General features: G+C 37.1%; 26 protein-coding genes. 14 read left to right on the top strand and 12 right to left on the bottom strand.

The genetic code is table 11. The annotated features are described in order from the left end of the window. Window positions 1-67 precede the first annotated feature (67 nt). Window positions 68-1,084 (top strand): phosphotransferase, encoded by a 1,017-nt coding sequence (locus tag J0M15_00540; GenBank protein MBN8535512.1) that lies wholly within the window; start codon window positions 68-70, stop codon window positions 1,082-1,084. Continuing rightward, window positions 1,081-2,079: an NTP transferase domain-containing protein gene (locus tag J0M15_00535; GenBank protein ID MBN8535511.1), complete on the top strand. Its 999-nt coding sequence runs from the start codon at window positions 1,081-1,083 to the stop codon at window positions 2,077-2,079. Before J0M15_00540 ends, J0M15_00535 begins: the two co-directional genes overlap by 4 nt. Here the strand turns inward: J0M15_00535 and J0M15_00530 are convergent. From J0M15_00530 to J0M15_00520, 3 genes are all read right to left on the bottom strand, one after another. Next, entirely contained in the window at window positions 2,060-4,015 is a 1,956-nt protein-coding gene (locus J0M15_00530) for a S9 family peptidase (GenBank protein ID MBN8535510.1), read from the bottom strand. The two genes, J0M15_00535 and J0M15_00530, sit on opposite strands and share 20 nt — an antisense overlap. A 165-nt stretch (window positions 4,016-4,180) precedes the next feature. Further along, complete coding sequence (locus J0M15_00525; GenBank protein ID MBN8535509.1) at window positions 4,181-5,179, bottom strand: hypothetical protein; 999 nt, start codon at window positions 5,177-5,179, stop codon at window positions 4,181-4,183. An 89-nt stretch (window positions 5,180-5,268) separates the two neighbouring features. Beyond that, window positions 5,269-6,840: a hypothetical protein gene (locus tag J0M15_00520; GenBank protein ID MBN8535508.1), complete on the bottom strand. Its 1,572-nt coding sequence runs from the start codon at window positions 6,838-6,840 to the stop codon at window positions 5,269-5,271. Window positions 6,841-7,107: 267 nt separating this feature from the next. Here J0M15_00520 and J0M15_00515 point away from each other — a divergent pair, with 267 nt between their 5' ends. Continuing rightward, a complete protein-coding gene (locus tag J0M15_00515; protein ID MBN8535507.1) occupies window positions 7,108-7,251 on the top strand; it encodes a hypothetical protein in 144 nt (47 codons plus the stop codon). Between the two features lie 53 nt (window positions 7,252-7,304). Here the strand turns inward: J0M15_00515 and J0M15_00510 are convergent, their stop codons facing one another. Further along, window positions 7,305-9,596: a Tad domain-containing protein gene (locus J0M15_00510; protein MBN8535506.1), complete on the bottom strand. Its 2,292-nt coding sequence runs from the start codon at window positions 9,594-9,596 to the stop codon at window positions 7,305-7,307. A 175-nt stretch (window positions 9,597-9,771) separates the two neighbouring features. Here J0M15_00510 and J0M15_00505 point away from each other — a divergent pair, with 175 nt between their 5' ends. Both J0M15_00505 and nagZ read left to right on the top strand, forming a co-directional pair. Next, a complete protein-coding gene (locus J0M15_00505; GenBank protein ID MBN8535505.1) occupies window positions 9,772-10,881 on the top strand; it encodes a hypothetical protein in 1,110 nt (369 codons plus the stop codon). A 24-nt stretch (window positions 10,882-10,905) separates the two neighbouring features. After that, complete coding sequence (gene nagZ / locus J0M15_00500) at window positions 10,906-12,009, top strand: beta-N-acetylhexosaminidase (protein MBN8535504.1); 1,104 nt, start codon at window positions 10,906-10,908, stop codon at window positions 12,007-12,009. On the opposite strand, the gene J0M15_00495 is transcribed toward nagZ, so the two are convergent. Then, on the bottom strand, window positions 11,998-13,080 hold the full coding sequence (locus J0M15_00495; GenBank protein MBN8535503.1) for a DNA/RNA non-specific endonuclease: 1,083 nt from the start codon (window positions 13,078-13,080) through the stop codon (window positions 11,998-12,000). The genes nagZ and J0M15_00495 overlap by 12 nt on opposite strands. Before the next feature lie 386 nt (window positions 13,081-13,466). Between J0M15_00495 and J0M15_00490 the strand changes: the two genes are divergently transcribed. Together J0M15_00490 and J0M15_00485 are read left to right on the top strand one after the other, a co-directional pair. Next, window positions 13,467-13,667: a hypothetical protein gene (locus J0M15_00490; protein ID MBN8535502.1), complete on the top strand. Its 201-nt coding sequence runs from the start codon at window positions 13,467-13,469 to the stop codon at window positions 13,665-13,667. A 3-nt stretch (window positions 13,668-13,670) separates the two neighbouring features. Beyond that, on the top strand, window positions 13,671-13,973 hold the full coding sequence (locus J0M15_00485; GenBank protein ID MBN8535501.1) for an XRE family transcriptional regulator: 303 nt from the start codon (window positions 13,671-13,673) through the stop codon (window positions 13,971-13,973). A 388-nt stretch (window positions 13,974-14,361) separates the two neighbouring features. Here the strand turns inward: J0M15_00485 and J0M15_00480 are convergent, their stop codons facing one another. Genes J0M15_00480 through J0M15_00465 form a run of 4 tightly spaced genes read right to left on the bottom strand, consistent with a single transcriptional unit; the run spans window position 14,362 to window position 16,597 of the window. Beyond that, on the bottom strand, window positions 14,362-14,679 hold the full coding sequence (locus tag J0M15_00480; protein ID MBN8535500.1) for a hypothetical protein: 318 nt from the start codon (window positions 14,677-14,679) through the stop codon (window positions 14,362-14,364). Between the two features lie 2 nt (window positions 14,680-14,681). Beyond that, on the bottom strand, window positions 14,682-15,023 hold the full coding sequence (locus tag J0M15_00475) for a hypothetical protein (protein MBN8535499.1): 342 nt from the start codon (window positions 15,021-15,023) through the stop codon (window positions 14,682-14,684). Continuing rightward, a complete protein-coding gene (locus J0M15_00470) occupies window positions 15,023-15,451 on the bottom strand; it encodes a hypothetical protein (protein MBN8535498.1) in 429 nt (142 codons plus the stop codon). The genes J0M15_00475 and J0M15_00470 overlap by 1 nt, the downstream gene beginning before the upstream one ends. A 51-nt stretch (window positions 15,452-15,502) precedes the next feature. After that, on the bottom strand, window positions 15,503-16,597 hold the full coding sequence (locus J0M15_00465) for a hypothetical protein (GenBank protein MBN8535497.1): 1,095 nt from the start codon (window positions 16,595-16,597) through the stop codon (window positions 15,503-15,505). A 338-nt stretch (window positions 16,598-16,935) separates the two neighbouring features. Here J0M15_00465 and J0M15_00460 point away from each other — a divergent pair, with 338 nt between their 5' ends. Next, the gene (locus J0M15_00460) at window positions 16,936-17,412 is read left to right on the top strand and encodes a CinA family protein (GenBank protein ID MBN8535496.1); all 477 of its coding nucleotides are present in this window, start codon (window positions 16,936-16,938) and stop codon (window positions 17,410-17,412) included. A gap of 56 nt (window positions 17,413-17,468) precedes the next feature. Further along, window positions 17,469-18,626, top strand: coding sequence for a recombinase RecA (gene recA, locus J0M15_00455; protein ID MBN8535495.1), 1,158 nt, complete (start codon window positions 17,469-17,471; stop codon window positions 18,624-18,626). A gap of 163 nt (window positions 18,627-18,789) precedes the next feature. Here the strand turns inward: recA and J0M15_00450 are convergent, their stop codons facing one another. Then, window positions 18,790-19,224 carry a hypothetical protein gene (locus J0M15_00450; GenBank protein MBN8535494.1) on the bottom strand — a complete coding sequence of 145 codons (435 nt, stop codon included), beginning with the start codon at window positions 19,222-19,224 and terminating at the stop codon, window positions 18,790-18,792. 321 nt (window positions 19,225-19,545) lie between these two features. Between J0M15_00450 and J0M15_00445 the strand changes: the two genes are divergently transcribed. Both J0M15_00445 and J0M15_00440 read left to right on the top strand, forming a co-directional pair. Then, window positions 19,546-21,192 carry an ABC-F family ATP-binding cassette domain-containing protein gene (locus J0M15_00445; protein MBN8535493.1) on the top strand — a complete coding sequence of 549 codons (1,647 nt, stop codon included), beginning with the start codon at window positions 19,546-19,548 and terminating at the stop codon, window positions 21,190-21,192. Between the two features lie 342 nt (window positions 21,193-21,534). Beyond that, window positions 21,535-23,052: a hypothetical protein gene (locus J0M15_00440; protein ID MBN8535492.1), complete on the top strand. Its 1,518-nt coding sequence runs from the start codon at window positions 21,535-21,537 to the stop codon at window positions 23,050-23,052. An 84-nt stretch (window positions 23,053-23,136) separates the two neighbouring features. Here J0M15_00440 and J0M15_00435 read toward each other — a convergent pair whose 3' ends face one another. Then, window positions 23,137-23,376 (bottom strand): hypothetical protein, encoded by a 240-nt coding sequence (locus J0M15_00435; GenBank protein ID MBN8535491.1) that lies wholly within the window; start codon window positions 23,374-23,376, stop codon window positions 23,137-23,139. A 253-nt stretch (window positions 23,377-23,629) separates the two neighbouring features. Between J0M15_00435 and J0M15_00430 the strand changes: the two genes are divergently transcribed. Genes J0M15_00430 through J0M15_00420 form a run of 3 tightly spaced genes read left to right on the top strand, consistent with a single transcriptional unit; the run spans window position 23,630 to window position 26,104 of the window. Continuing rightward, window positions 23,630-24,949, top strand: coding sequence for a hypothetical protein (locus tag J0M15_00430; protein ID MBN8535490.1), 1,320 nt, complete (start codon window positions 23,630-23,632; stop codon window positions 24,947-24,949). A 52-nt stretch (window positions 24,950-25,001) separates the two neighbouring features. Then, window positions 25,002-25,319, top strand: coding sequence for a hypothetical protein (locus J0M15_00425; GenBank protein ID MBN8535489.1), 318 nt, complete (start codon window positions 25,002-25,004; stop codon window positions 25,317-25,319). Then, window positions 25,316-26,104 carry a hypothetical protein gene (locus tag J0M15_00420; GenBank protein ID MBN8535488.1) on the top strand — a complete coding sequence of 263 codons (789 nt, stop codon included), beginning with the start codon at window positions 25,316-25,318 and terminating at the stop codon, window positions 26,102-26,104. The genes J0M15_00425 and J0M15_00420 overlap by 4 nt, the downstream gene beginning before the upstream one ends. 13 nt (window positions 26,105-26,117) lie before the next feature. On the opposite strand, the gene J0M15_00415 is transcribed toward J0M15_00420, so the two are convergent. Next, a complete protein-coding gene (locus tag J0M15_00415; protein MBN8535487.1) occupies window positions 26,118-26,933 on the bottom strand; it encodes a TIGR02147 family protein in 816 nt (271 codons plus the stop codon). Window positions 26,934-26,955: the final 22 nt, after the last annotated feature.

Genomic DNA, 26,955 nt, shown 5'->3' with positions numbered 1-26,955 from the left:
AAATATTTGGGTTGTTTTAAAAAATGCATCATAATCAGAGAAAGGTGAAATTAAAAAAGGATAAACATTGCAAATCAAGGAAAAACCCGTGCAAGTATTTTTAGAAAAATCATTAAAGGATAATTCCTATAAAGTTCTTCCCCTTGCGGGAGACGCCTCCACAAGAAAATATTACCGAGTTATTTTAGATAATTCATCATGGGTGCTGATGGTTTGGAATCCCTTTGATCCAGATCACTATCCTTTTACAAGTGTGTTGTCTCATTTCGAAAACAATAAGGTTCATGTTCCTAAAATTATTTCCATGTCTCCTCAAGACGGGCTGGTGCTATTAGAGGATTTGGGCGATTTGACATTAGAAAGAAAGTTTTGGGAGGAGCAAAATCCTGAAAATTCATTTATTTATTACAAATTGGCGATTGATGAAATAGTGAAAGTCCATTTTCATTCGACATTAAATAAGAAACCTTGCACCGCTTTTGATATTGAATTTAATGTGGAAAAATTTGTATGGGAAATGAACTATGGCAAGGATAATTTGATCAAAGGAATCTTAAATTATTCATTTTCAGAAAAAGTGGAAAAAGAAATTCAGCAAATATTTACTAAAATTTCGACTCACCTGCATTTACAGCCTAAGTTTATATCCCATAGGGATTACCATTCTCGAAATTTAATGATTAAACTCGACAAGATGTTTGTTATTGATTTTCAAGATGCTCGGTTGGGTCCTGTTCAATATGATTTAGTTAGTTTGATTAAAGATTCTTATGTGGATATCAATGAGGATTTTGGGGATAAAATTATTTCTTACTACCTAGAACAAGCTAAACCATTTTTATCTAACTTTTCAATGGAAGAATTCAACCATATTTACGAGCTCCAAAGTATTCAGAGGTGTTTCAAGGCCTGTGGCAGTTTTGCTAGTTTTTTCCACCAAAGACAGGATCGAAGGTATTTAAAGTATTTAAATGGAACTTTAAAAAAAGTAATAAAAAGTTTAACTGCATTTCCAGAATATAAAGCTTTTTCAGATGTCTTGATCGATTCAGGAGTGCTTGAAAAAAAGTTTGAACTGATATGAACATCATGATGTTGGCAGCCGGTGAAGGAACGAGGCTGCGACCGCATACGAATTTTTTGCCTAAGCCAGCAATACCCTTTTTAAATATCCCCCTGTTTGTTCATTCATTAAATTTTCTTAGTGAAGTCAAAATTTCTAAATTAGTTATGAACACCTTTCACTTACCTGAAAGGTTAAAAGAAAAAGCTGCAGAATATTCTTTTAATTTCCCAGTTATTTTTAGCGACGAAATAAAGACCTTGCTTGGAAGTGGTGGAGGGCTAGGAAATGCGCGGACTCACTTTCAAGATCAAGAGCATTTTATTCTTGTCAATGGGGACGAGCTCATTATCCCCTCTCGGCCAGGACAGTTGCAACAAGCTTTGGAGCATCATAAAAATAATAAGAATATAGCGACCCTTTTGGTAATGGATCACCCTGAAGTTGGTACTAAATTTGGCGGTGTTTGGACCGATGATCAAAACTGCATTTTAGGGTTTGGTAAAAATAAAATGGAGAAGGCGACTCGTGCGCATCATAATATCGGTGTGATGATTTTTTCTCGAGAAATTTTTAAATACATTCCCGAAGGCGTATCAAATATTTTATACGATGTTCTTATGTCTGCGATTAAAGATGGGAAAAGGGCTCAGTCCTATTCCCTATCCTGTCTTTGGTTTGAAACAGGAAATTCAGCTGACTTTATTTTAGCAAGCAAGGAGTGTTTAAAGTTAATGAGTTCTGCTGATCAAAATCATCAGTTTGAAGGAAATTACCTTCGGCAAATGATAAAGCTCTATTCACCAAGTTCCAAATGGATCTTTGATCAAGAAAAATCCATCTTGTTTGATTCGAGTTCTTTGTTACCACTTCAGAACCTAACTGGTTTCTGTGTGATTGGAAAAAATGTTTACATTCATAAAGATATTAAAATTAAAAACTCAGTCATTGGAAATAATTTAAAACTTTTGGGGGCTGAGTTCATTCAAGATCAACTTATTTTAAATGTTTCCTGAAAAAACCAAGGGTGTGGCCCCATTCAAGGATACGATTTTCTTTTTTCGCAGTTCCGTGGCCTTCATCCGCAAAGATAATTAATTTAGAATCAAGAGCCTTCTTTTCCATCGCTTCGTGCATTTGGATGGCCTCACCTGCAGGGACCCTTGGGTCATTTGCTCCTTGAATGATTAAGAGAGGACCTTTAACTTTATCAATATAATTTATAGGCGATAGTTTCTTTAAACTCGCCAAATCTTTATCCAGAAATCCATATTCTGACTCACGAACTTTTCTTCGATAGGGAGCTGTATTTTCTAAGAAAGTAACTAGGTTGCTCATTCCCACATTGGCGACGCCCACATCATAACTTCCAGCAAAATAAGTCATTCCCATCAGTGTTGAATAGCCTCCATAGCTCCAACCAAAGATACCGACCTTAGGAATTTGATGATTCTTGCTCCAATTTTTTTTGATCCAAAGTGAGCAATCCTCAATATCCGTGACAACCGATTCTCTTTTGGGACCATTGTCAGAGTGAAGCCATTCTTTACCATAACCAGAACTGCCTCTGACATTGGGTTCGACAAAAATGAAATCATTTTCAGAAAATAACTGAGCCAATGAACTAAATCCGGGAAGACTTTGCGCTTCGGGACCACCGTGGAATAAGACGACAACAGGGCAGGATTCGAGCTCACATTTTTTTGATCTTCTTACGAACATGGGGATTTTTACTTGATCTCTTGTAATGTAGTGCTCTAGCTTTGCTGGCACAAATTCAGAAAGCTGCACCTCGGGAGCGTTAGGCAGACTCCATTGTTTTAATACTTTAGATTTTAAGTTAAATGAATAGGTAATACGGGGAGAGTTGTAACTAGACGCTGAAATAATGGCTAGATCGTCGGCGCGTCCAAAGCCCAATCTCACATGATCTGCCTGTTCAAACTTGGGAAAGGAAAATGGAGTAAGGACTCCGTCGGCTGAAACTTTATGAAGATCTGTTTGAGTGTAGCCGCCTTTGTTTATTTCCACAGCCAGGAAAGTCCTTCTTTTATTAAGTCTAAATTTCTCAACATCATATTTAAGAGCACTCGTTAATGGAGAAAACTTTCCTGCCTTCATGGTATAGAGAGTTTTATAATTGGAAAACTCAGAAGTTAAAACCAAGTAATCTTTTCCATTTTTTAAAAAAGCAACAGCGTATTCTTCTTCCTTATTTTGACCAATAATATTTTGATGTTGTTTTGTTGCTAGATTTAGCTCAACAACTTCATTAGAAGTATTTCCTTTTTGATAGGATAACAAGATGCGGTCACCTTCTTGGTCTATCACTGACCAAAGCCCTTTTTCAGACCAAATTTTTTCTACCTCTTTGGTATTTAAATCCATTTTATAAATATAAAAACTATCCGCGACCTCTTCATTGGCTGCGTAAAATAAATACTTGGCATCATCGCTAATAAATTGAAAACTCGCTTTGACTTTTGGTTTATGAAAAAGCTTTATCAGCGGGCCACCCTGGGTTGATTGAAGATAAATTCCTGGGTTTTCTTGGCCATCGACATCTCTTTGCAAGATCAAATATTTTCCATCAAGAGTGATATCCATCAATGAGGTAGAATCTTTTCCTCCAGTAAACTGTTGCGGAAAAGATTTAGGACCGTTCATTTTCCAAACCTGAGTGTTTCCGGAAATCCCCCAACCAAAGAAAAATTCATTGGTATTTTTAGGATTTAATAAGCCAGCGCCCTGGGGTTGAATATCCATATACAAAGCGATTTGACCTTTGAGAGAAGACTCCAATTCAGGGGCTGCATATTTTTTTAAATTCTCTTTGGTAACCGAATCCAGGCCAAAACTTTTGTAAGTCGTGTTAATAACACCCTGAGGTTTATGCGTACAAGACATACTTATAGTAAAAATTAATACTGAAAATAAAAAAAGTAATTTCATTAAAAACCCCTTGGTTGGGGTCCATCTTAGCTAAGGAGGCGACTATGTCAATCTATCTGTAGATGTTAGACAATTGCGATTTTAAATTAGGTGTAGAAATTTAGGTTCTACAATTTGGGCGTTACTTCTATTAGGAGCTACGTCGATAAGTTGCTAATTCCGTGCTCAATTGTGGGTTAAATCAGAAGGATCAAAAAAAGAATCTTGCTTCTCTTTTGTTTTATAACGTCGAGTCATCATGTTAAAAATATTCTCTGCCGCGACACCAATTTTTTCACCATTGAAATTTTTGGTGAGACCAGCCACTTTATTGACGTTGGAAGGCTTACGAGACCCTCCTCCAACACCATTTCTATTGTTCTGATCTATTTCATTTGCGCTTGTATACTTGGGTGCCCCGCTGCTGCCGCCCTCTCGATATCCATTTTCTGGGGTTGCGGCTCCAACAGCAACGATATCGTCTTTTTTAAATCCCAGCTTTTTCAATGCTTCCGATTCAAAGGCGCTATTTGCCGCCATGGCACTGTCAATTGCAGAAGTGGGAAATCCAGCTTTAGCCATTTCCTCTTTACTTCCAAGACTTTCAGGATCATATTTTTTACCATCAGGTCCAGTCAGAATTCCTGTTTTGGGATCCATTTTAAATCCATTCAAACCCTTACTGTTGGTATCACCATTCATTAAATCTTTTTTGATGGCTGCAAACTTTTTGGTATCGACAAGCCCATTCACTTTGGGATCAGAAGAAGGATTTGTATTTGGGTCTAGGGGATTTATCTCTTTTCCTGGATCTCCGTAAGGATTAGAACCATCATAACTATTCGTATCTATTCCTGTCAAAGCAGCTTGGCTAGAGGCTTTCCCATTTACCTTGGCTTGCTTAAAAGAAAGAGCACCCATTGCAAAATGTAAAACCGCCTTAACACAAGCTGCGTAGTTTTTGGAACTGCATTTTGCAGCATACATAGCTCCCATGGCCATATTTGCGACACCTACGACTTGGCTCACTGCTTGGGATTTATCATTCTGTTTTTTTGCTTTGTTAGCACTTTCATTCAGTTTTGGTGCCGTCGATTGGGCTAACAATGTTGTTGAGAAAAAACAGAGTAAGGTGATTAAATTAAGTAATGTCTTTAATTTAAATTTTAATTTTAATCTCTTCATAAAATCCCCTTTTTTTCTGAAATCCTGTCTTAGCATTTTTAACACTCTCTTAATTCTTTAGTCGTTTTCGTAATCAACTTCAGCTAACTTCATCTGCCCAACAAACTGGCTCGATTTTCATTGTAGCGGACTTTGATTTTATCGAAATTTGATTTTCCTGCATTCGAAGTCACTTGATCTTTCCAGTTGTTCCCAGTTGATTTTCCTTTGAATCCATTAGCCGTAGCCAATTTTCGCAATTGAGCCTTGTCCCCCGATCCGTAAGACCCGCCGCCATAGCCAAATCTTCCGCTACCACCGCCACCTTCGGTTCCTAGAATATTGGCGTTACCGAGGGCGCCTTTTTTCTCTAGCTCTCCATCTTTGGCGCCGCCATCAGAGCTTCCAGTAAGACCCGCACTGCTTCCTCCGCTGCTGCCATAGGCGCCAGAACCAGAGCCATCATTTCGATTGGACTTTGCTAAGTCATTTGGAAATTTTTTATCCGCAGCCGATCCCGGTGCATTTGTTAGAAGAGCATTGCGACCGCTACCGCCAGAGACACCTCCCGCAGATCCAGATGACATCGTGGAATTGGTTGCTAAGGCCGTCGAAATGCCTTCACATCCTTTAAGTCTAGGATTGGCCTTACAAATACAAATGGGCTTATCCGCATTGGTTGTAACAGCGCAATCTACCAAACCATTAGTATTCAAGCACTCGGCTTTGGCGGCATTCTCTGTCTTGGTACAATCTGCTTTTTCCTCCGCAGTCTTTGCCGCGACATCCTTGGCTTTGGTTTGTTTCTCACATTTATCCGCCATCATTTTCGATTGAGCCAAAGCCCCCAAATTAATCGCCGCCAATCCTAACAAGGTCGTGATATCCACCTTACAAACCTTCGCCTTAGCCGTAACTGTAGGCCCCGTCGTAGCACTCTCATTCTCAGCGAGGGCATCGAGAGCTTGAATAGCATATAGATCATTTTGACAATCAGCTGCTTTTAAGGGATTAGTTTTTGAAAATGTGACAACACAAGAAGTCAATTCTGCTTTCGCAGCCCCTGAGGCTGCGTTGAATGTTTCAAGATCTTTAACCGCAGATGAACATGAGATATCACAAGCCTTTTGAACTGTTCCACAAGCAAGAGTGTATCCCGCCATTCCCATCTTTGCGAGATTCATAGCTTTACCGAATTTATTACATGAATCCATAAGGCCTTGGGCTACACTCATTAATCCCTGAACTTGAGATATTGTTGATAGTAAATTAGCATTTGATTCAGGATTGCAGATGGGCGCTGCCATATCGTATTTCCCATTACATGATGTCGCGGAGGCTTTAAGTTCCAAGCAAGCAGCTTTTAATTTTTGAGTTTCAACAGTGATTAACCCTTCGCACTTCAACGTGGTTAATTGAGAAACATTTCCTGCAGCAATTAAATTTGCCTTATTAGCCTCACCACCAGCAGTTGAAGCTGCAGCGGAAGCTTCAGAAGCGGTTGGGACAACTGTTGGTGATTCAGAAGGAGTTGTTCCACCTATTGTGTTATCAGTATACGGAGTTGTTGAAGCATTTGGATCAGCGGGAGCACCAATATTCCCCAAATCTGCAGTCGCAGATACAGTTCCAAAAGTCATAAGAACAAAAGCCAAGATGATTCGAAAAATATTGGTTTTCATTAGTCCCCCGTGTTCTTATAAAATTATCGGACTAAAGCATGAAAACTTATAGGGAATTGTTGGAAATAAATAGAAAATCTCATCTTGATACAAAGATTTAGTTATATTTGAATTTTACAGTGTCATCGGTTTTTTCAGCTGACTTGAAAACTTACTAAAAGGAGATATTGAATTGTATGAAAAAGGATATTTCTGAACTGAATACAGCATGGAATAGTGTTATTGCCATGAAACCACCAAAGCGCATTAAAGGACTGGAGTAGTCAAATGAAACTGGGTTATAAAATTAAAAAAGTCATTTCATTTGATGAAGAGTCCTTTGTCATCAACTTAAAATTTGATGACGGTGCCGTTGGTGAAGTTGATCTCAGTTCAATAAGTTGTGTCCTGACTCATTACGAATGCAACTAAGAGAAAAGAAACAAAAACATTCAAAGGTAAGCTAAAGGTTTTCAAAAAAACATCTAAAAATCACTTGGGGGATTCAAGATGATGGATTCGACATTGCCGGTGCCACCTGCTTTGATGGGGCTAAAGAGGATATCTTTAGAAATTATTTTTACGGAGTAGCCGGTTCTTCCACCGGTAACACATTCGCCGGGCATGGATTCATTCTTGTTCAAAAAAGCAGAGTTTTCTTGTGGGTCGGTGTAGGTCCCCTTCGTTGTGAGTGGAGATTGGCAAGCACCAAAAAAACCATCAGCGGCTTCTTCGTAATCAAATAAGGATTTGTTCGACCAAGACGTTAATAAGTGAACTGGATTTAATACAGTGTAAGTGAGTTTTGATTGAAAATCTAAAAGGGGTTTCGAGATATCGGCCACCGTTTTAATCTGGTCTTTGACGGAAAATTTTTCCAGAGTAGGATGACCAATACGAGCTCCCAGATCTGGGCGAATAAAACTTTCGTCGAGTCCTATAGCCTTGATCAAACCATCTTTGAGTTTTTTGAAATAATTTTCATAGAAATTGGGCTCGATGGAAAAATAGGCTAGATCAAACTGATCTGGAGCGAGCCCGGAAATTTCTAAAACACGCATTCCCGATTCTTTGTCCTCACCCATGTTCCAAGCTAAGATGTCTTTTTTAGTATTGGTATCAATTCCATCCCCTACATTGTACCAATCTTCGAGCCTGGGCGCAGGGTAACTGCCAGCATTGATAAGAACATTATCTGTTGGCGAAGAAGCGCTGTTAACAGTCCGGTAGGGTGTTTCAGGGTATAAATTAAATAAAGTTTTAGACATATGCGCTAGAGTTTGCCACGAAGTCAAACCATAGGGGTCGCCAATATATTTAGAGTAATTAGCAATTCTCAGAGGGTTAGCAAAAAACTTAGCGTCACTTTTTAGTGTAGCTAGATCTTTCACACGAAGTGGGAGCTGTGTGTCTGTTCTGTCATCAATATCACCGGAGGATTCGGGGGAACCTTTGCTCCAATTTTTATAGTACCAAGGTCCGATGCGTCCTCCAAATGGCTTTGCAAAAGCCGAAGCGGTGAGAGTCAAATTACTGGGAGCAAATGGAATTTTGGGATTAGCACTGGCTTTAAATCCCACATAGGCTTGGCACCATGGGTTTTTTTCCATCCCAATGACAAAGCGGTATTTGTCATTGTAGAGAGAAAGCGTTTGGGCAATATATTTGATTCGTTCTTTTATCTCGGGTTGAGTTTTAAGAAGCGTAAAATAAGATTCAGGTAAAGATTTTTTATTATTTATATCATCGATGTTAGAAGTATTAACTAAATCAAAATTTTTGGGGCTATAACTTACTTGCGAAGTGTTCTTATCGTCACATTTTTCTAAATCTAAATAAAATATGGAGGGAAAGACTCGCACTTCTGAAAGCCAAGGAGCTGGAGTTTCTGTGTCAGAAGGAAGATTTCCACATCCATTGTGGGCTAAACTGTTGTATAATTCAAAACTTAATTTGGTGGATCCTTTGTTTGCTTCGGTGAGATTTCGTTTAAGAGTTTCTTCGGCGCCTGCAAGGACTGAGTTTCCTTCAATATCAAGGAAATCGTTTTTTTGTCGGCTCATGCTTCTTGAAATTCGAGAGATTGAGACTCGCCTGACATATTGATCTAATTGATAACCGATCATGAACGACCCTATAGTCATATAATTATAGGGCCCCATAATTTCGCATCGACTTAATGCAGAATCTTTCATGTTTTTCGTGATTGCTTTTGTGACGCTGGCAATTCCTATGAAAGAAGCAACAACAGACGGAGGGTTAAAAAGACGAATAATTTCTTGTGCAATCGTAGGACTGAGAGTTCTTTTGCAGGTACTTTCATTCTTAGGAACAATGCGTTCATTAAAAGGGTTATAGGTAATGCAAAATGGGGGGCTTAGAAAATTACCTAAAGCTGCATCTGGACCATTGGGATCGTTGGAATATTCAATATCCATTTCTGGCTTGATTCTCCCATGTCGGTGATCGTAGGGGTGGAGGCTATCATCCCCCGCAGAGCCTAGGACACGGTAGCGCCAGGAAAGTAATTTCCAACTTTGTCGCATTTGATAGTTGATGTGGGCGATGGAGTTTAAAAGCTCAGCTTGCTTTGAAGCCCCGTAATAGGCAGCCATATCTACGGAGTTTTGAAGATTTATTTTATGATTTACAAGCAGGCCGACATTAATGATCATGGCAAAAAATAAAAAAAGGACTTGAAAGCTTAAAGCTACAAATAAAGCTACTTGTCCTTTGTTGCCCGTGAGAAAACTTTTATTACTTTTCAACAACTTCATTATTTTTGAATTTACCTTTGGTATTTATTCTAGTTAAAAATTAAAAAGATTCAAGACCTCATAAAACAAAGACTAACCAGGACCTAACAGAACCAACCAAGACCTTAAGGACCCGTGCAATAATAAACTAGACAATTACTTGATTAATTATTTTACAGTTGAGAAAATCAAACACATGACAACAATAAAAAAGCAAAAAATTTTTAAAAGATCAATTTCTCTAAAAAACATCAGGACCATGGTCTTGGAATTACTTGTTGGGTTTTTACTTCTAAGCTCATTCCTAGGAGCAAGAGCCCAGGCGACTAAGGAAGTTCTTTTTGAGGGATATTTTAAGATTAACATCAACAAACAACACTTGGGATATTTAATCTCTAAGTACGAGTTTGATCCCGTCTCGAAAAGATTTTTTGCGACAATCTTTACCAAGACAGGAGCCTTGGGAGATAATATTACGGAAAGTGTTAAAGCCGTGAGCGATGCTAATTTATCGCCGATAAATTATGAATACCTCACGTTAAGCAGCGAAAGGGGCAAAACCTCTTCTAAAAAAATTGAGGCCACTTTTAGATTCAGGAAAGAGGCTACGAAAAAGAAATCACCTTCAAGCAAAAATCCAAACAAGAATAAGCTGACCCTTTACGCAACTGTCATTCAAGATGGAAAAATGTCAAAGATGGAAACGGATTTGCCTGAAGACACTTTTTTGAGCTATTTTTTAGCTTATTTAATGCTGAAAAGTAAAACAGGGATACAGACAAACTCAAACTACAATTATAAAGCCATTGCTGAGGAAAAAGCTAAATTAGCCAGTGGAATCTCCTTTGTAAAAGCGATAGAAGATTTCAATGGTTATAAGGCCTATAGAATTGAAAATGAATTTGATTCGCAAAATTTTATTAGCTATCTCACGGATCGGGGAGAGCTTTTGGGTGTGATCAACCCTAAATTGGGAATAGAAACAGAACTGATGGCAAAACCCAATGAAGCGGTAGGAACTTTTCCTTTTCCCACGGCCATCTTAAAAACTTTATTCGGAGAAGTTCCTTTGGGGACGAATAATATCGTGTCTAAAACATTGAAGCAAGAGGCATTGAGATCAGTCACTCAGCCCCCAGGATCCAAACAGTTTGGAACTCCTGAAGGCGCTGGAATTGTAAGCAAGCCAGGAGGAAGCATCAACAAAATTGATAACAACCACGATAGTCAGCAAACAAATTCGAGTGATCAGGAACTACCCATGAAAGTGGAAACTCTTGAGAAAAAAATTCCACTTGAGAAGTGAAGAAAAATAAAAAGGATATGTTAAATGAATAAAAAATTTGGTCAATTAATGATTATTGGAATTCAGGGAAAATCTCTTTCTGAAGATGAAAAAAAATTTATTATCAATAATAATATTTCAGGAATTATTCTTATGGGAAGAAATTGTGAGTCACCTAAACAAGTCCATGATTTGTGTACAGAGATCCAGTCCTTAAGATTTCATATGCCTGACAAAGCCCCTTTATTTATTGGAATAGACATGGAGGGAGGTCGTGTGCAGCGATTAAAATCCCCCTTTACGCTGTGGCCTCCAGCAAGAAAGATGGGGGAACTAGACAATGCCAGTATTTCCTTTTTGTTTAGTCAGAAGATGGGAATGGAATTAAAAAGTGTTGGGATCAATTTAAATTTCGCACCTTGTGTGGATATTTTTTCAAATCCTCAAAACACTGTTATTGGTGATCGCGCCTTAGGAACTGATCCTGAACAAGTGGGTAAACACGCATCGGCGCTGGTCAGGGGTTATATAAAATCTGAAATCATCCCCTGTGTAAAACACTTTCCTGGACATGGAAATACCCTGATCGACTCTCATGAGGATCTACCAACAGAAGATGCAGAGCTCAAACGCTTGGAAGATTTTGAACTTATCCCTTTTAAGCGGTCTTTCAAAGCTCGTGTTGAAATGTGCATGACGTCTCATATTTTATTTCCTAAGATTGATCCCAAATACCCAGTTACTTTTTCAGAAATCTTTATCAAAAAAGTTCTGAAAGAAGCTAATCGTTTCCGTGGTCTTGTTATCACTGATGATCTCGATATGAAAGCCCTAACAAAAAACTATTCTCCAGATCAAATTCCCATACTAGCAATGAAAGCAGGATGTGATTTATTGCTATATTGTAACGAGCCACTATCCCCACCAAGAGCTCTAGAAGCCTTGATCGAGGCTACAGCACAAGGGGTGTTGGATATTAATCACCTTGAACAGGTGGCAAATAAAATCATTGCCTTTAAGAAAGAAAAAATTACAAATCCTGATCCTATGACTTACGAAGAGGCCTCTAAAATTGTTGGTTGCGAAGAACATCAAAAAATTGCAGAAGCCGTAAGATTGGGAGTGATTCCAGAGGGACTACTGCTTTAGCACTCCATTGCAAGCGACGCAATTGACTTCGGTGCCAATCCAATCATTCAGATCAAAGGATGTTTCGAATTGATCTTGAACTTCTTGAGAATATTTATTTTTAAAGAATTTGATTCCTGTAACTTCTTCTAATTTTCTGATAGAGAGAGCTCGTTTTTCAAAAGGGTCTCCGTCTTCTTTTTCATCTGTTTGTGGATAGAGAAAAGCAATTCCATGGTGTTTGCCATTTTTATAATAGACTAAAACTTTATAATAATATTGTGGAACACTCACGCAGGATTCTAATCGATCCAATTTTTGAGAAAGAACGGGACCCGTGTAGACTTCCAATTCTTGATTGCCACAAGCCCACTTTCGAATGTGGTCTTCTAGTTTTTGCCACGTATTTTGATTTAAGCCGGGTGTTTGCGGGGACATATTGGTCATGAAAAAAGATTCTTTGTTGATTCCTTGATCCCACAAAAAATCTCCAGAGGGAGCCATATGTCCTCGATCAAATCCAGAGCCTTTAAAGCTTTTATCACTGAGGATAAATTCTTTAGGAACCCCTGCTTTAGTTAAATGATAATCTGAATAAAAACCCTTATCCCTTTTTCCACAGCTGTTTTCTAAATTAGATCGATGAACACGATGGTAAACCCAATTCGGGTTAAGGTGATAAAAATTATAAGACACCTCATAGGCCCCATGTTTTATAGAAAAGCTGTAGGCATTGAATGAATTTTTCTCATCTTTTTCATCCTGTTGTTGATCTGTGTTTGTGCCCTTAAAAAGGTTTGTGCCCCTAAAAAGATCAGGACGGTTTTCAAAAGTGTCAGTACATTTTTTAACAAGGTCTTCTTGATTTTCTGGGATTACCAAATTTCTTTTTGCAGATATTTTTGGGATTTGTAATGGGGGAAGAACAGCAGAGTTAATTTGATCCTCAGCTACTTCAGGAACTCCTTGATAGGATTGAGCTATTGAAAAAGAAGAATTTAATAGAAAAACAAACAAAACAAAATAGTAGCAAGCGATGCCTTGTTGGAAAAAACTGGCCCTGTTGATTGAAAAATTTTTATTCGAAAACATAACTCTCCCTTTTATTTATATTTAAACTTCGCAAAAGTGATGAAGCTAAATTTGAACTTGAAGTTCAAATTTATATTCAAATTCATATTGAACTTCGATAACATCTTCATAAAAGTATGTAGATGGGTAGTTTTTTTTCAAATGAAGTAAAAAATACAGTCTTTAGAAGAATTGTTACTTGCTGAGATTTTTTGCTGAATTGCTGTTTGCGCAGGTTCCAGTTAAATGTTTAAAATAAACATTGCGAAATTTCGCAATGTTGTGATATTCTTAGCTCGAGAATGAGTGAAAGACGTTAGTATAAAATCAAGGCTATTCTGGTCAATGGACTTCGGGTTAACGAAGTGATTATTTCCAGTCATTATGAAGAGAATCATTTGAACTATATGGATGATGATCTCATCTTGAAATTGGTTAATGAACTTGATGGTCGCCGTGAAATTCCAGTCGCAGAAAAAGATGGATTCTCTTATTTTGTGACTTTAGTTGAATATTCTGACAAACCATACAAACTGGTGTGGTTACTTGAAGACGGAGCAATTTATATTGGTGTTGTTAATGCTCATCGGACTAAGAGAAAGAGGTAATTTGTGAGTTTTCCTAATGAAAAAGAACTATCTAAAATGCGCAAGAAACTTGAAAAAGTAGAGCCATCTAGGATGCTTCCCAAAAATGCTTCTAAGGCTGATCAGGTGAAGTTTAAGCTTTGTGAGAAGTTTGTTATTTACCTTCAAGATCACAAGATGTCCCAGGTTCAATTAGCAAAAAAGCTAAAGGTTGATCCATCTCGCATTAACGAGATTGTAAAATACCGTATTGATTTGTTCACCGCAGATAAGCTGATGGATTTAGCTGAAAGACTTCACTTAGATTTCGACGTTGAGGTTGCTTGATTTAAACTGGAAAGTTTCGCATCTGCTAAAATTTTCTCGATATGAAACAGTGATTGATTTTATTTTTATCTCTTTTGCCATGTCAACACCAGAATCTTAAATATTAAATCTAGTCAATTATTCAGCGTTGATCAAATTGACCGGCTCTAAGGAAATTGTCTAGACTCGAATCCATGAGCTATTGTCCGCCACATTCCCGCCATTTGTCCGCCACCCGCCAGGTTGGCGGGAAAACCCAAAGGTCATAAGTAGAATAAAGATAAATTTATCCACTGACTTTCCAAAAAATGTTGCTTCTTCAATATTTGATGGAATGGAGAAAAGGTTAAAGTCACTTGGTTCAAGAGGTTGATTGGTCCATGAGGTTGATTGGTCCTAGAGGTTTCCTCTATTTTAGGCAAAGCCCTTGCATTTCAACATAATTGGTCCAGGAAAAAAATCCATGACTGGTTGAATACTCTGTTGTGATACCTTGTATAGATCCCCCAGGACAGCGGGCTATCAATTGATGGTAAGCTTCATCCACATAGTTTGTATTGGCAACAAAACCCATGATTGTAAACTGCTCTGATTTGGCTTTTACAAGTTGGCCTTTGTTGTATTCCTTAAAGGTCGGAGAGAAATCACTGACGTGGGCCAGGTGAATACTGTGGGTGCACCCTGTGAGAAATAAAAAAGAAATAACGGGTATCCAATAATTCTTCATGTTTAAAACTCGCTATTCCTATTGGGGCCCTGAGAATTTGATGAGATACAATATCCAGTAGCTGTAATTTGTTTCTTCCAAACAAAATATAAAAAGTAATTAATATTTTCATCTTTTGTAAGCAAACCGCTAACTTTTCCATTGGGACATTGTCTTTTAAGGTCCTCAATAACTTCATCAACAAAATCATTATCAAAATTAAAACCTAAAATTATCACTTTGCTTTTTTCCGTTTTAACATGGGACTTTCTATCTTGAGGAATGGGGGTTAGAGAAAGACTATTTATGGATGCACAATGAGTTAAAAACAAAACAGAGACTAACAATAAAACTGAACGCAACATTAGCTTCCCTTTCTAATTAAACAATACCCAGTAACTTTAACGATTTCCCCTGAAACAACTGGATATTTTCGTGATTCACGAATGGACATAAGTCCAGTTACTTTACCGGAGGGACATTTTTCATAAATAAGCTGAATCAAATTTTTTGCATAATCTCGAACATAAACGGGATTGCCTGTTCTTGGACCCATTTGAAATAAACCGATGATGGATGCAATATCTTCAGCTTCTTTCTGGCGATTTTTATCCATAAAAACTTTGGAAACATTAGCGGCTTCTTGAATGTTTATGCCTGTTTCACTGATTTTAATATCAAATGGTTTTTGAATAAAGTCAGGGTGACTGACCAGTTCACCAATTTGAACATGGTGTAATTGAGCACAAGAACAAAGAAATAACAAAATCGAAAAAAAAATAATTTTAGGCATGCAGTTAAAGATTTTGTGTAGGTTTATTTTTCTTGTCAAGGCAAACATAATTTATAAACTGGTCGGCAAGGTAACATCTTTAAGCTTTAGAGTTGCCGGAGCGATCCAAATTGAATCGCTTGAATAACTAGCTGAAGAAACACTTGCATTAGAAGAGCAATTGTTGCCCCAAGTGGGTGTAGTGTTGGCTCCCGTAGTACACCAATTATTTTGAATTCCATTGGAAGTAAAGTAGCCACTCGTCGGACCGCCGGTGACTCCGCAGGCGTCACTAAAGTTTGTGCAAAAATTATTGATAGCATAAGTGCTGCTATTAGAATTCGTTAGGCTTGAAACAGAGGCAGGAATTAAATACAATGCGGCCTTTGTCGAGGTGTTATTGCCTACAAAATCAGTATACATGGCAATTTCATAAGTGCCAGCGGCGGTGCCATCGCAAGTCACCGTGACATTTGGTTTTTTCCATCGAGGCGAATAGAGCATGGCCTTTCCCGACCACAGTCCATTTGCCCTAGAAACATAAATCGTTGCTTTTGAAGGAGCTCCGACGTCTGCGGTGTTACAATCGGTATTGCTTACGAAAACTGAAACGTCCCAAGTTTCTGAATCGGTGTAAGTTACAGATGCTTCCACCTTCCAATTTGTGGGATTATTTTCACTGACAGAATTATCTACTTTCAAAGTGTAGACATTGCTTGAAATGGAGATATAGGCATTGGAAGCATTATTTGTTCCTCTAGAGATAACAGACCAGGCGCCGCTACTTGATTTGGACCAGGAAATTTTACCATTGTCTGAAGTTCCAGAATTGCCGTCAGGTATTTGACCTAAGGCCCCACCGATGCTTGAAACTAATTGGGTTATTGTTTCCACAGATGATTTTCCAATTTTTAAATATTCACGGATTAAATTTGATTGGCAAATCGCCCAATCAGAAGTTGAAGCACAGGGATCTGAAGCTTGCGAAAGGTTTTGTGTGGTTGCTGAAGACAGAGATGTGGGGGTAAAGTTGGAACTAACTTGACTCAAATTTGAGACCACCTGGCTAGCAATGTTAGAATTCACGGTGGTGTTCTCTTCTTTTTTCTTACAACTTACAAAAATGGAAATAATTAAAACCAATCCTATCTTACTTGTTTTAAACATGGAGTCCCCTTTCTCATTTAAATGAGATATAAAGAGCCTGTCCCCGAAAGGTCATCTACTTCGTTGGCCCGTCAAAAAATCCGTTCCAACTTACATTAAGTAAACCGCCACGAATTTTTTGACGGAATCACGCCTTGTATCTGACCTTTTGGGGACAGGCTCATAAATGACATGAACGACAAAGACATTACTTAAGATTTTGCGTTAATTCGTCAGGTTTTGTCATTTTTTTTAAAGTCTAGAATTAAATAAAATATTCTGTCATTTCCTGTTTTAAATGGTTTTCGACTTTTTTTATGATAAAAAGTCGTTGGACAGTTGCAACAAGGGTTTTTTTTATGGACAGATTAAGTACAAAGTTAGATCTTTTATGTGAAAAGCTTCGTCGCGCGCATGCAGTGATAAGTTTTGCTGAGAGTTGTACTGGAGGGAAGCTCTCTGCGAAATTGACGGAAATTCCAGGTGTCTCTGATGTCTTCGTGGGTTCCGTTGTGTGCTATTCCAATTCTGCGAAAGAAGATATTTTAGGGGTTCTTCGAGAAACAATTTTAAAATTTGGTGCCGTGAGTGAGCCCGTTGTCCTAGAAATGGCTAGGGGGGCTCTAAAAAAATTTAAGTCTCAATGGGCGCTCAGTATTTCTGGTGTTGCTGGTCCGAATGGGGGAACTGTGGATAAGCCAGTGGGTACTGTGTGTTTTGCATTGATAGGACCCAATTTTGAATGTACAGAAAAAAAATATTTTCTAGGTAGCAGGGTTGAAATTCAAGAAAAGTCTGTGGATTTCGCTGTGGACCTAGTGAATAAGCAAATTTAGATAACATATAAATAGCAACATTAAATTTGATAAAAAAATGAAAGGAAATTAAGACAATGAACACAGAAAAAGAAACAAAAGAATCGCAAAAAAATCATGGGGAAAAATTGAAAGCTCTTGAGCTTGCCGTTTCAACAATTGAAAAACAATTTGGCAAGGGCTCTATCATGCGCTTGGGGGTTAGTGATTCTTTACATAAAGATATTGAGGTTATCAGCACAGGTTCTTTAAGTTTAGACATTGCTCTTGGCATCGGCGGATTACCCAAGGGAAGAATCGTTGAGGTTTATGGGCCAGAGTCTTCTGGCAAAACAACGATTGCTTTATCTGTGATCGCTCAAGCGCAAAAAAAAGGAGGCGTCGTTGCTTTTATTGATGCTGAACATGCGTTGGACGTGAATTACGCTAAAAAGCTCGGTGTCAATGCTGAGGATTTATTGATCTCTCAGCCAGATACGGGGGAGCAAGCCTTGGAAATCGCGGAAACCCTTGTCAGATCTGGTGCTGTCGATGTGATCGTGGTCGACTCTGTGGCCGCCTTAGTCCCCAGGGCAGAGATTGAGGGAGAAATGGGTGATAGCCATATGGGACTGCAAGCTCGCCTTATGTCTCAGGCTCTCAGAAAATTAACAGCGGCTATTAATAGATCCAACACATTGATGATTTTTATTAATCAAATTCGTATGAAAATTGGTGTGATGTTTGGTAACCCCGAAACCACAACTGGTGGAAATGCACTTAAGTTTTATGCTTCAGTGAGAATGGATGTCAGACGTGTTGGTGCTATCAAAGATGGCGAGGAAATTACTGGAAATAGAACAGCAGTTAAAATTGTAAAGAACAAATTAGCACCTCCATTTACTAAAACAGAATTTGATTTGATGTACAATGAGGGGATTTCCGCAGAGGGTGATGTTTTAGATCTGGCGGTAGTTGCCAATCTTGTTGATAAATCAGGAGCCTGGTTTAGTTATAAAGGGGAGCGAATGGGCCAAGGTCGTGATCAGGCCAAGCAATATCTAAGACAAAACCCAGAGGCAATGGCAACCCTTAGAAATCAACTGCTGTCCTCCCATGGAATTGGTAAATTACTTCTTACAGCAGAGGGGAGCGCTCCAATGACTGAGGAAGAAGAGTTAGAATTGTCTGAGGCTTCCAAGGCTGCAGCTAAAAAAGATAAAGACAAGAAAAAATCTTCGATAGCAAAACACTAAATTATCAATGCTACAGGCGAAACCAAAAGGTGATTTCAATGATATCACCTTTTGGAAAGCCATAACTAAGATTTAGCAAATTAAGAAAAAATTAAATGGTCCAAATTCAGCTAAATTAAAGAATAAGTAAAAAAATAAAAAGCTCTTATAAAAAAAGCCGTTTCTATTTTCTTTGAAGTTTTAAATTGCATTGTGACATTGATGTGTCATCTATAGTCAAACGAGGGTTAAAAGAAACAAAATAATTTTCAATATTATCTTGTGGATACTCTACATGGGTACCAAGAGTACCAGAATATGTATGTCCATTGATATTAACAGAAATTGATTTATTGTTATAATCTACTGCTAAAGCGGCAAAATACGCCGAAGTCTTTTTCCAATTATTTCCAAACATATTGGTATGATTTCGCCAGATTTTACCATCTTCAGTGAAATAATAGCCGTAGGGACTAGAGGAACAATATAAGGTAACAAAATAATTATAATCAGAATAGGTGAAGGGGCGGTTATCACCAGTGAATTTACCAGGATTGAAATTACCACCAAAAACAGTGATATTAAAAAGTAAACCCATTAAGAAAATAAGTGGTTTCATATTTTTTTCTCCTTAAGAAAAGCCATAAAAAATTTATCGAAAACAATTTATCAAAAAATAGAGAATCATAATACACCGATATGTAAACTAAAACCACTGTAGAGATTTAGACAGTTTTGCTACGGCAATCGCATTCAAATTTATTGGAAAAGGATGTTTAGAATTAACTAATGAGATTTAAGTCTGGTGCTTTTGAAACTATGACAAAAAATGTCGTTTTTTGTGGAAGCTTCAAATTTAAAAAAAATTGAAAATAGTTGCTATTATTTCAGCTAAGAATTAAGAACTTGAGTTCTTTCAAAAAATGAATCGAGAAAAAAGATGATACATATTTCTAATATAACCAAACAATATGGTGCTAAAGTTTTCTATAAAAATGCTTCTTTTCAAATCAATAATGGAGAAAAAATTGGTTTGGTTGGTCCAAATGGAGCTGGTAAATCCACTATTTTTAAAATTATTGTTGGTGAAGAAGGTTTTGATTCGGGAACCATCAGCAAGTCCGAAAGAACGGTCATCGGGTATTTTTCACAAAATATTGAAGAAATGGAAGGCCGATCTGCGCTTCAAGAGGTCATTTCATCTGCTGGTAAAATAAGTGAATTGCAAAAACAAATTGTTTCCTATGAACACCAACTGGCTTCTCCAGATTTAACGGAAGAACAAATGACCAAGATATTGGAACACTATGGAGAAGTTCAAGCGGATTTTGAAAGGCTTGGAGGCTATGATTTGGAAGCGAGAGCTCAGGAGATTCTCACCGGTTTGGGAATAGGTCCGGAAGATTACCATCGCCCTACAGAAAGCTTTAGTGGCGGTTGGAAAATGAGAATTGCTCTGGCAAAAATTCTTTTAATGAATCCCGACGTGTTGCTCATGGACGAACCGACTAACCATTTAGATCTAGAGTCTATCATTTGGTTGGAGGAATGGCTTAGACAGTTTAAGGGGGCCTTGTTGATGACGAGCCATGATCGGGAGTTCTTAAATCGATTAGTAAGTAAAATTGTTGAGGTTGCGTATCAGACAATTACCGTTTACTCAGGAAATTATGATTTTTATGAGAAAGAAAAAGCGATACGAAAAGAACAATTGATAGCAGCAGCTAAGAGACAAGAAGAAATGTTAGCAAAAGAAGAAGAATTTATTGCTCGATTTGCAGCAAGAGCTTCGCATGCAGCTCAAGTTCAATCTCGAGTTAAAAAAATTGAAAAAATTGATAGAATTGAAATCCCTTTAGAAGAAAAAGAGATTCAATTTGTTTGGCCCGTTCCAGCTCGAGGTGGAGACGAGGTCGTCAAATTTGAAAATCTAACTAAAATTTGGCAAAGCAAGGAAGGCAAAGAGAAGCTCGTATTTAAAAACGCCAGTGCCTTAGTTAAACGACTTGATCGCGTGGCTGTCGTTGGAGTTAATGGAGCAGGAAAGTCCACTTTACTTAAGATCATTGCAAAAGAAACGGAGCCAACAAGTGGTTTTTTACAAATTGGTTCGAGCATTGAAGTGGGTTATTTTAGCCAGAACTCGTTAGACGTATTATCACCACAGAATACGATCATAGAAGAAATTCATAGCCATTTGCCTACAGCAGGCTTGGGACAAATTAGAAGTCTTTTAGGTGCCTTTAAGTTTTCTGGAGAAGAGGCAGATAAGAAAATTTCAATCCTTTCGGGTGGAGAAAAAAGTCGGGTTGTTTTGGCAACTATTTTAGCTCGACCAGTTAATTTATTGATATTAGATGAACCAACAAATCATTTAGATATAACTTCTCGTGAAATGCTTTTACAGGCAGTAAAAAACTTCCCTGGAACTGTTATTATTGTAAGCCATGATAGGTTTTTTCTTAGAGAAATCACCACTCGAGTTTTTGAGCTCGATAAAAACAATTTGAATGTTTATGATGGAATTTGGGATTACTATATTGAAAAATCAGAGCGTTTAAAAAACAATAAATTGCTCAATAGATAAGAATATAAAATGCCAAGAATAAGTAACTACCATGGCAAACGCGAACACAGGGAAGAGACGTCGCCATGAATAACGCATGACAAAATTATAATTTCTAGAAAATATAATTTTCTTAAAAAAAATTAAAAAAGCATAAACCTGATGAGAAAGAACTAAATCGTTTTGAAGCTGAATTTAAAGATGAAATCCAAAAAAAAATGACAACGATATAAACGACTAACTTGACTGAAATAAGCAGAAGTTATGGATCATTTAGATAGAAAAAAAATTTTGTAAATGTAAATAATTTCTTGCGAGCAAAAAATCGTAACGATAGGATCTTCAACACACAAGGAAGGTAATATGAAAGTTATAGGATTTTTGAATGCGCTGATTGTTACGATGCTTTTAGTTTATTCCCAGGTTGGTTTTTCTCAGACAAACCCGTTGAAGGAATGGACCTATCTGGTTTATATAAATGCGGATAATAACCTCTATACATTTTCTGATTTGAATATGGCTCAAATGGAAAAAGTAGGATCCTCTGCGGGGGTAAATATTGTTGTCCAGTTAGATCCAGAGCCAAGAAATATGCCAACGACCAGATACTACGTGACTCAAAATCCCAACCCGATTAAAGGAAAGATAACATCTAAGGTTCTAGAAACTTTTCCAGAGACTGATATGGGAAGCCCACAAACTTTAGCAGATTTTTTGGTTTGGGGGGTTAAGAATTTTCCAGCTAAAAAATATGCTGTCATTATTTGGAATCATGGAAATGGCTGGCAGGGTGTTTCTTATGACGATAATCCCAGAACTTATTTAAATATGCCAATGCTCAGAAAAGGCCTTGAGGCTATGAACGTTGCCGTAGCTCAACAAAGAGGGATTTCAAGATCTCCAGTTCCCTTGATTGATATTTTAAATTTTGATGCTTGTTTAATGTCGACTCTTGAAGTGGCCTATGAAGTTAAGGATGTCGCTAAATTTTTAGTGGGCTCACAATTTTTAGAACCAGGAGAAGGTGAGAACTACACTTCTTTTCTACAGCCTTTAGTTGCGAAACCAACAATGGAAGCAAGGGAACTGGCTGAAATTATGGTTTATCAATATGCTTTAAATTACCAGAATGAAAATGATTCTATTAATTATGCAGCTATTGATTTAAGTAAAGTGGCTCAATTTACTGGTTTATTTAACCAAACCTCCATGGTTATGAACGGATCTGCTTTAAAAAATCAAATTAAGAAGGCTTTTGGAAGTTCGAGTTTTGACTTGATCACAGGTCTTTCAAGCGCAAAAAAAGCGGCTTTGAAAGATACAAATACCGTTTCAGCAATTGATCAAGTGATTCAAAGTTACGGTTATCCAGCTGAAGGAATTCAAAGAGGTTTGGTTCAAAATAATGAAGCGGCAGCGTCTTTAAATATGGTATCTAGAACGAGCCCGTCAGATGTGTATTACCGTTATAATGTTTCAGGAAACTGGCTCCATGGCGTATTGGCTCCGAATGCGCTAGGTGATTATCAATTTGTATTTCCCAATGGAAAACCAAGACAATATTTTGTAGTGGCTAAGAAAAATCTTAGATTTGGAAACAAGGAAATCGCCTCACAGGAAGCCTTGTCTACTTATCTTAGAGATGGAAAAGATCCAATTATTTATCACAATCAATTTCCAGTTACGAGCCCCTTGATAGCAGATGCATACACCAGAGCCACTCGCGGCGCCCACGGAATGACTTTGTATTCATTGGCAGGTATGATCGCGCAAAACAATCCTCAAACTAAGCCAGTAGGGCAAGAAATCGTTAAAGAGTATAAGTTGCTTTCCTTTGCGACAATTGGGGCTCCACAGTGGACCGGTTTTTTCGGACAATAGAAATAGGGCTATAAAATTGTAAGTGTTGTTTCTTTATAATTATTAAATTTTCTAAAGGATTAGAAAACTAAACAAAGGGTGAACTCACCCTTTGTTTTTTTTATTTTTAGCTTTCTTATTACCTTTTTTGACGCTGGCAACATCACGTTTTTTCTTACTTGAACTATTATTTACAACTTTTTTCTTATTCTTTTTTTTATGCTTTTTTTTCATTTTTTTAGACGCTGAAGAATGACTACCGTTGGACTTCTTTGCTTCTGCAAGATTTGCAAAGGCAAAAGTGAAAAGAAGCATTGTTGCGAAGATAATATTATTAAATTTCATATAGGGCCTCCCAAATGAGATATCGGTCTAAGGGAGTTCGACTTAAGTAAAATGTACTAAAGTCTCAATATAGGACGAGCCTATAAACCTTATATGCACCTTTCCCAGACAAAGGTGTAAAGAAGAAACTGCTGTCCCCCTGTATAGTTTACTTATTTGTTAACTTTATAGTTTACTATTTACAAAATGATTCTATTTTAATATATGTTTTTTGAATATATTAAGTTTAATTAAGAATAATTAAGAGGTTAATATGGCTAAAAAACTAAAACTATATTTTTCAATTTTTGCACTCATCGGATTGCTTTTCAATTTAAGTGCTTGTCAACAGAATGAAAAAATCACAGAAAAAATTATTGAAAAAAAAATAGATAATCCCAGTTCTGAAAGGTTAATAAAAATAGATGAGTCCATGAATGACGACGAGCTTGCCGATGCCGGTGAACAGTTAATGGTAATTCATACAGTACCATTGGCAGAGAAGGCATTCAAAATGGCCTTATTGAAAAATCCAGATAATTTGAAGGCACAGTTTTATACCGAAGGATTTTTAAAAAATTACACAGTAATGAAAGGTATTCTGACACGAATCAAACCCTTAGTTCGAAATCATGGAAAAATTAAGAATTTAGAAAAAATAATCAGCGAGTTGCCAAGTGTCCCGTTAAGAAAATTTCTATTGGATGGCAAAGAGGACATTGAAACGCTAGCTGATGTTCAAAATTTTTTATCCGACCAGCAAACAAATTGGAATAACTTTCGAAAATGGTTAATCAAAAATTATGATAAGTCGTTAACTTTGAATTTGGATCCATTTTGGTTGGCTATAAACTCGGGCATTGAAGCGAAGCACTCTTGTCAGTACATTGATGAAAAAGAAGGTAAAGCCATTTGCAATTACGATAATGTTTTTCAAAAGAAACTAGCTCCCCCTGATCTGATGGCTTTAAGACAAATGGTTGCTGGGCAAGTTTTGTTTTATAATATTTATACTGCCTATAATTATGATGGTTTAGATCAACTTTATAAATTTGATCCTAAAGACAGCCTGACAACAGAACAAAAATATAAGTATTTATTGAAGGTGGCTCCAAACATATACACTTTAAGAGATCGCCATTTAATGGGTGAAACTTTATCTATTGGTGCTGACTTGGCAGAGGCTTTTAGATATGCAATTAAATATAAAGACCAACTATGCCCTAAGGGAGATGGTCAAACAAGACAACGTCCTGGCTATTTAGTCGTAGATGGAATTTGCGTAAACAATACCGATAATAAATTAGATTTGTTTGATCAAGCTCTTAAGGGCGTTACGAGTATGAAATTAGTAAAAAACGGGAACGCAAAAGGATCATCATCTCCTGTTGAAAAGGAAGTGGTTCGTGTAGATGTATTTTCTTGGTTTAGAAAGCCTGTAAAAGATCTTAAAGCCCTAGGTCCTGCTAGATTTAATGAATGTGGAGAAGGGGAAGGCCTATTGGATAAAACTTTTGGTGGGTTTTTCGTTGATCAGAATGGGGAAGATTTTGTCTCCTTCCAAGAATGTAAATCATTATCTAGAAGTCATTAGGGATGAATATATGAAAAATAAGATTTTCATCTTAGGTCTAACCATAGGGATAATGGCACGGAGTGAAGTGCAATCACAAATTGATAAATTTGAACTATCAACTTGTGTAAATAGCAAGAAAAAATGTATTCAGATAACAGCGGACAAAGCCCAAAGTGGATCAATAAGTCCAAATATGTTGTTAAGAAATATTACTATAGATATCAAGAATGATAAAAACAAAATTATCGAGTCTTATCATAATGAAAACGGGATTTATGATATAGAGGCGAATAGAATTATTCTATCAAAATTGATTCATAAGGACACATTAAAAGAAACAGTCATTTATTTAAAAGATCTAGACATCCAAACAATGGTGATGAAATGAAGAAATATAGATTTCTTGTTTTATCATTGTCATTGACAGCCGTTTTAACTTCATGTGGCGGGAAAAAAGAAACGACACAAGAGGTAATTAAAACTCCTGAAACTAAAACTGAGACCAATTCCTCTGGTGGTGGAAGCGCTGGTGGTGTTGATCTTGGCGGGGGCAATTTGGTAAATGGTAAGTTAGTTGAAGATTATCGAATCATGATTTCAGAGGAGCCAGCCTATAAAGAAAAGGTGTTACCGATTTTGGAAGTTCTTAAAAATAAGTTTCCAGAACTTGCTGCTGATTTTTATCATATTGTAGAAGCCAGAAAATGGTATTTGATTCCTGTTCCGTTAAAAACTTTAGATCCGTTCAAAATCGGTATTGGTTTTGAAATTGAAACTCAACAGGCAGCATATCATTTTCCAGATTTGATATATATTTCTAAACCAATTTGGAAAACCTTGGATAGTTTTCAACAAGGTTTTTTAATTACTCATGAAATATTGATGGGGGTGAAGTGGCTCGAACATCATGAAGGCTTAGAGCGTTGTTTAGCTCAATCAAAGAGAATTTTTATCAAAAATGATTTTAAGGAATCAACGGAATATTCTGATGCTAAAAAAGAATGTTACCGTGTTTATGTCACCTATTTTGTTAATCCGGCCAAATTTAAACTTAGTGGCAATGATTATAATAATATACGAACACTCACCTCAAATTTGTATAAATTTATTGATAAAACTAATTGGCAAGATTTACAAGACTGGTTTCGATCTGTGAAATTCAGAGAATATTAAATTGCTTAAGATCTTAGTACTCGAAAAAATCAATATTTAAGCAACGAACCACTTCTGATTTTGACGAAACTATTTCCGAGGTTATATTTTGAATGAATTGCGGCAACTCTTGCCTTAACTTTTCTGCGAGCTCCACGGATAAAACCATTGGAACTGTGGCAAAGAAATTTTTTTCATCATTGAAAGTCATTTGCTGATGACCTCGAAGGCGCCAATTTAAATGATGTCTAGATACCATGGGCGATTTAGAATTGATATGAGTAATGGCTGGGCCCATCTTTAGCAGCCCTTTTTCGCGCTTGCAAAGATTTGTTTCTAAAAGAAAGTGGATCACTTTTTGAATTTGATTTTTTGGTAAATTCAAACGAAGTGCGATATCATCAGCATCGCCAAAGCCATCAATATCAGATAAGAGTCGAACAGCTTGAAAAAGCCAACTTGAATAGTAAATCACCTTATCTCCATCGGACAATTCAATATCTTTTTTTACTTTACTTTCCAATTTTGCAGATTTTTCCTGAGATTTCTTAATTTGTCTTTCAAGTTTAGTTTTTAGCTTAAAGCTTCCTGCCTTTTGATATTCAACCAAAAGCAAAAAAAAATCAGTTTCATCATCAGTAAGGCCTAGGTAGTCACACAGATCTGCCGCCATTTCCATGCTTAGATGTTTGTCAGACTTAAATACTTGGCTGATCATGGTTGTAGAAAGATTGAGAGCTTGCGAGACCTTGCGATATTCTCCGTAACCATTTTTAGGTTTGAGCTCAACCCAAGCATTGAAAAACTTTTTATAATCGTTATAGGCAAAAATAGTGAAGGATTTAGACATGTGCAGCCAGTTAAGCAAAGAC

Source organism: Deltaproteobacteria bacterium (assembly GCA_017302835.1).
Taxonomy (GTDB): domain Bacteria; phylum Bdellovibrionota; class Bdellovibrionia; order Bdellovibrionales; family Bdellovibrionaceae; genus UBA2316.
Note: the sequence above shows the minus strand (reverse complement) of the source record. Positions and strands in the feature narration are given on the sequence as shown.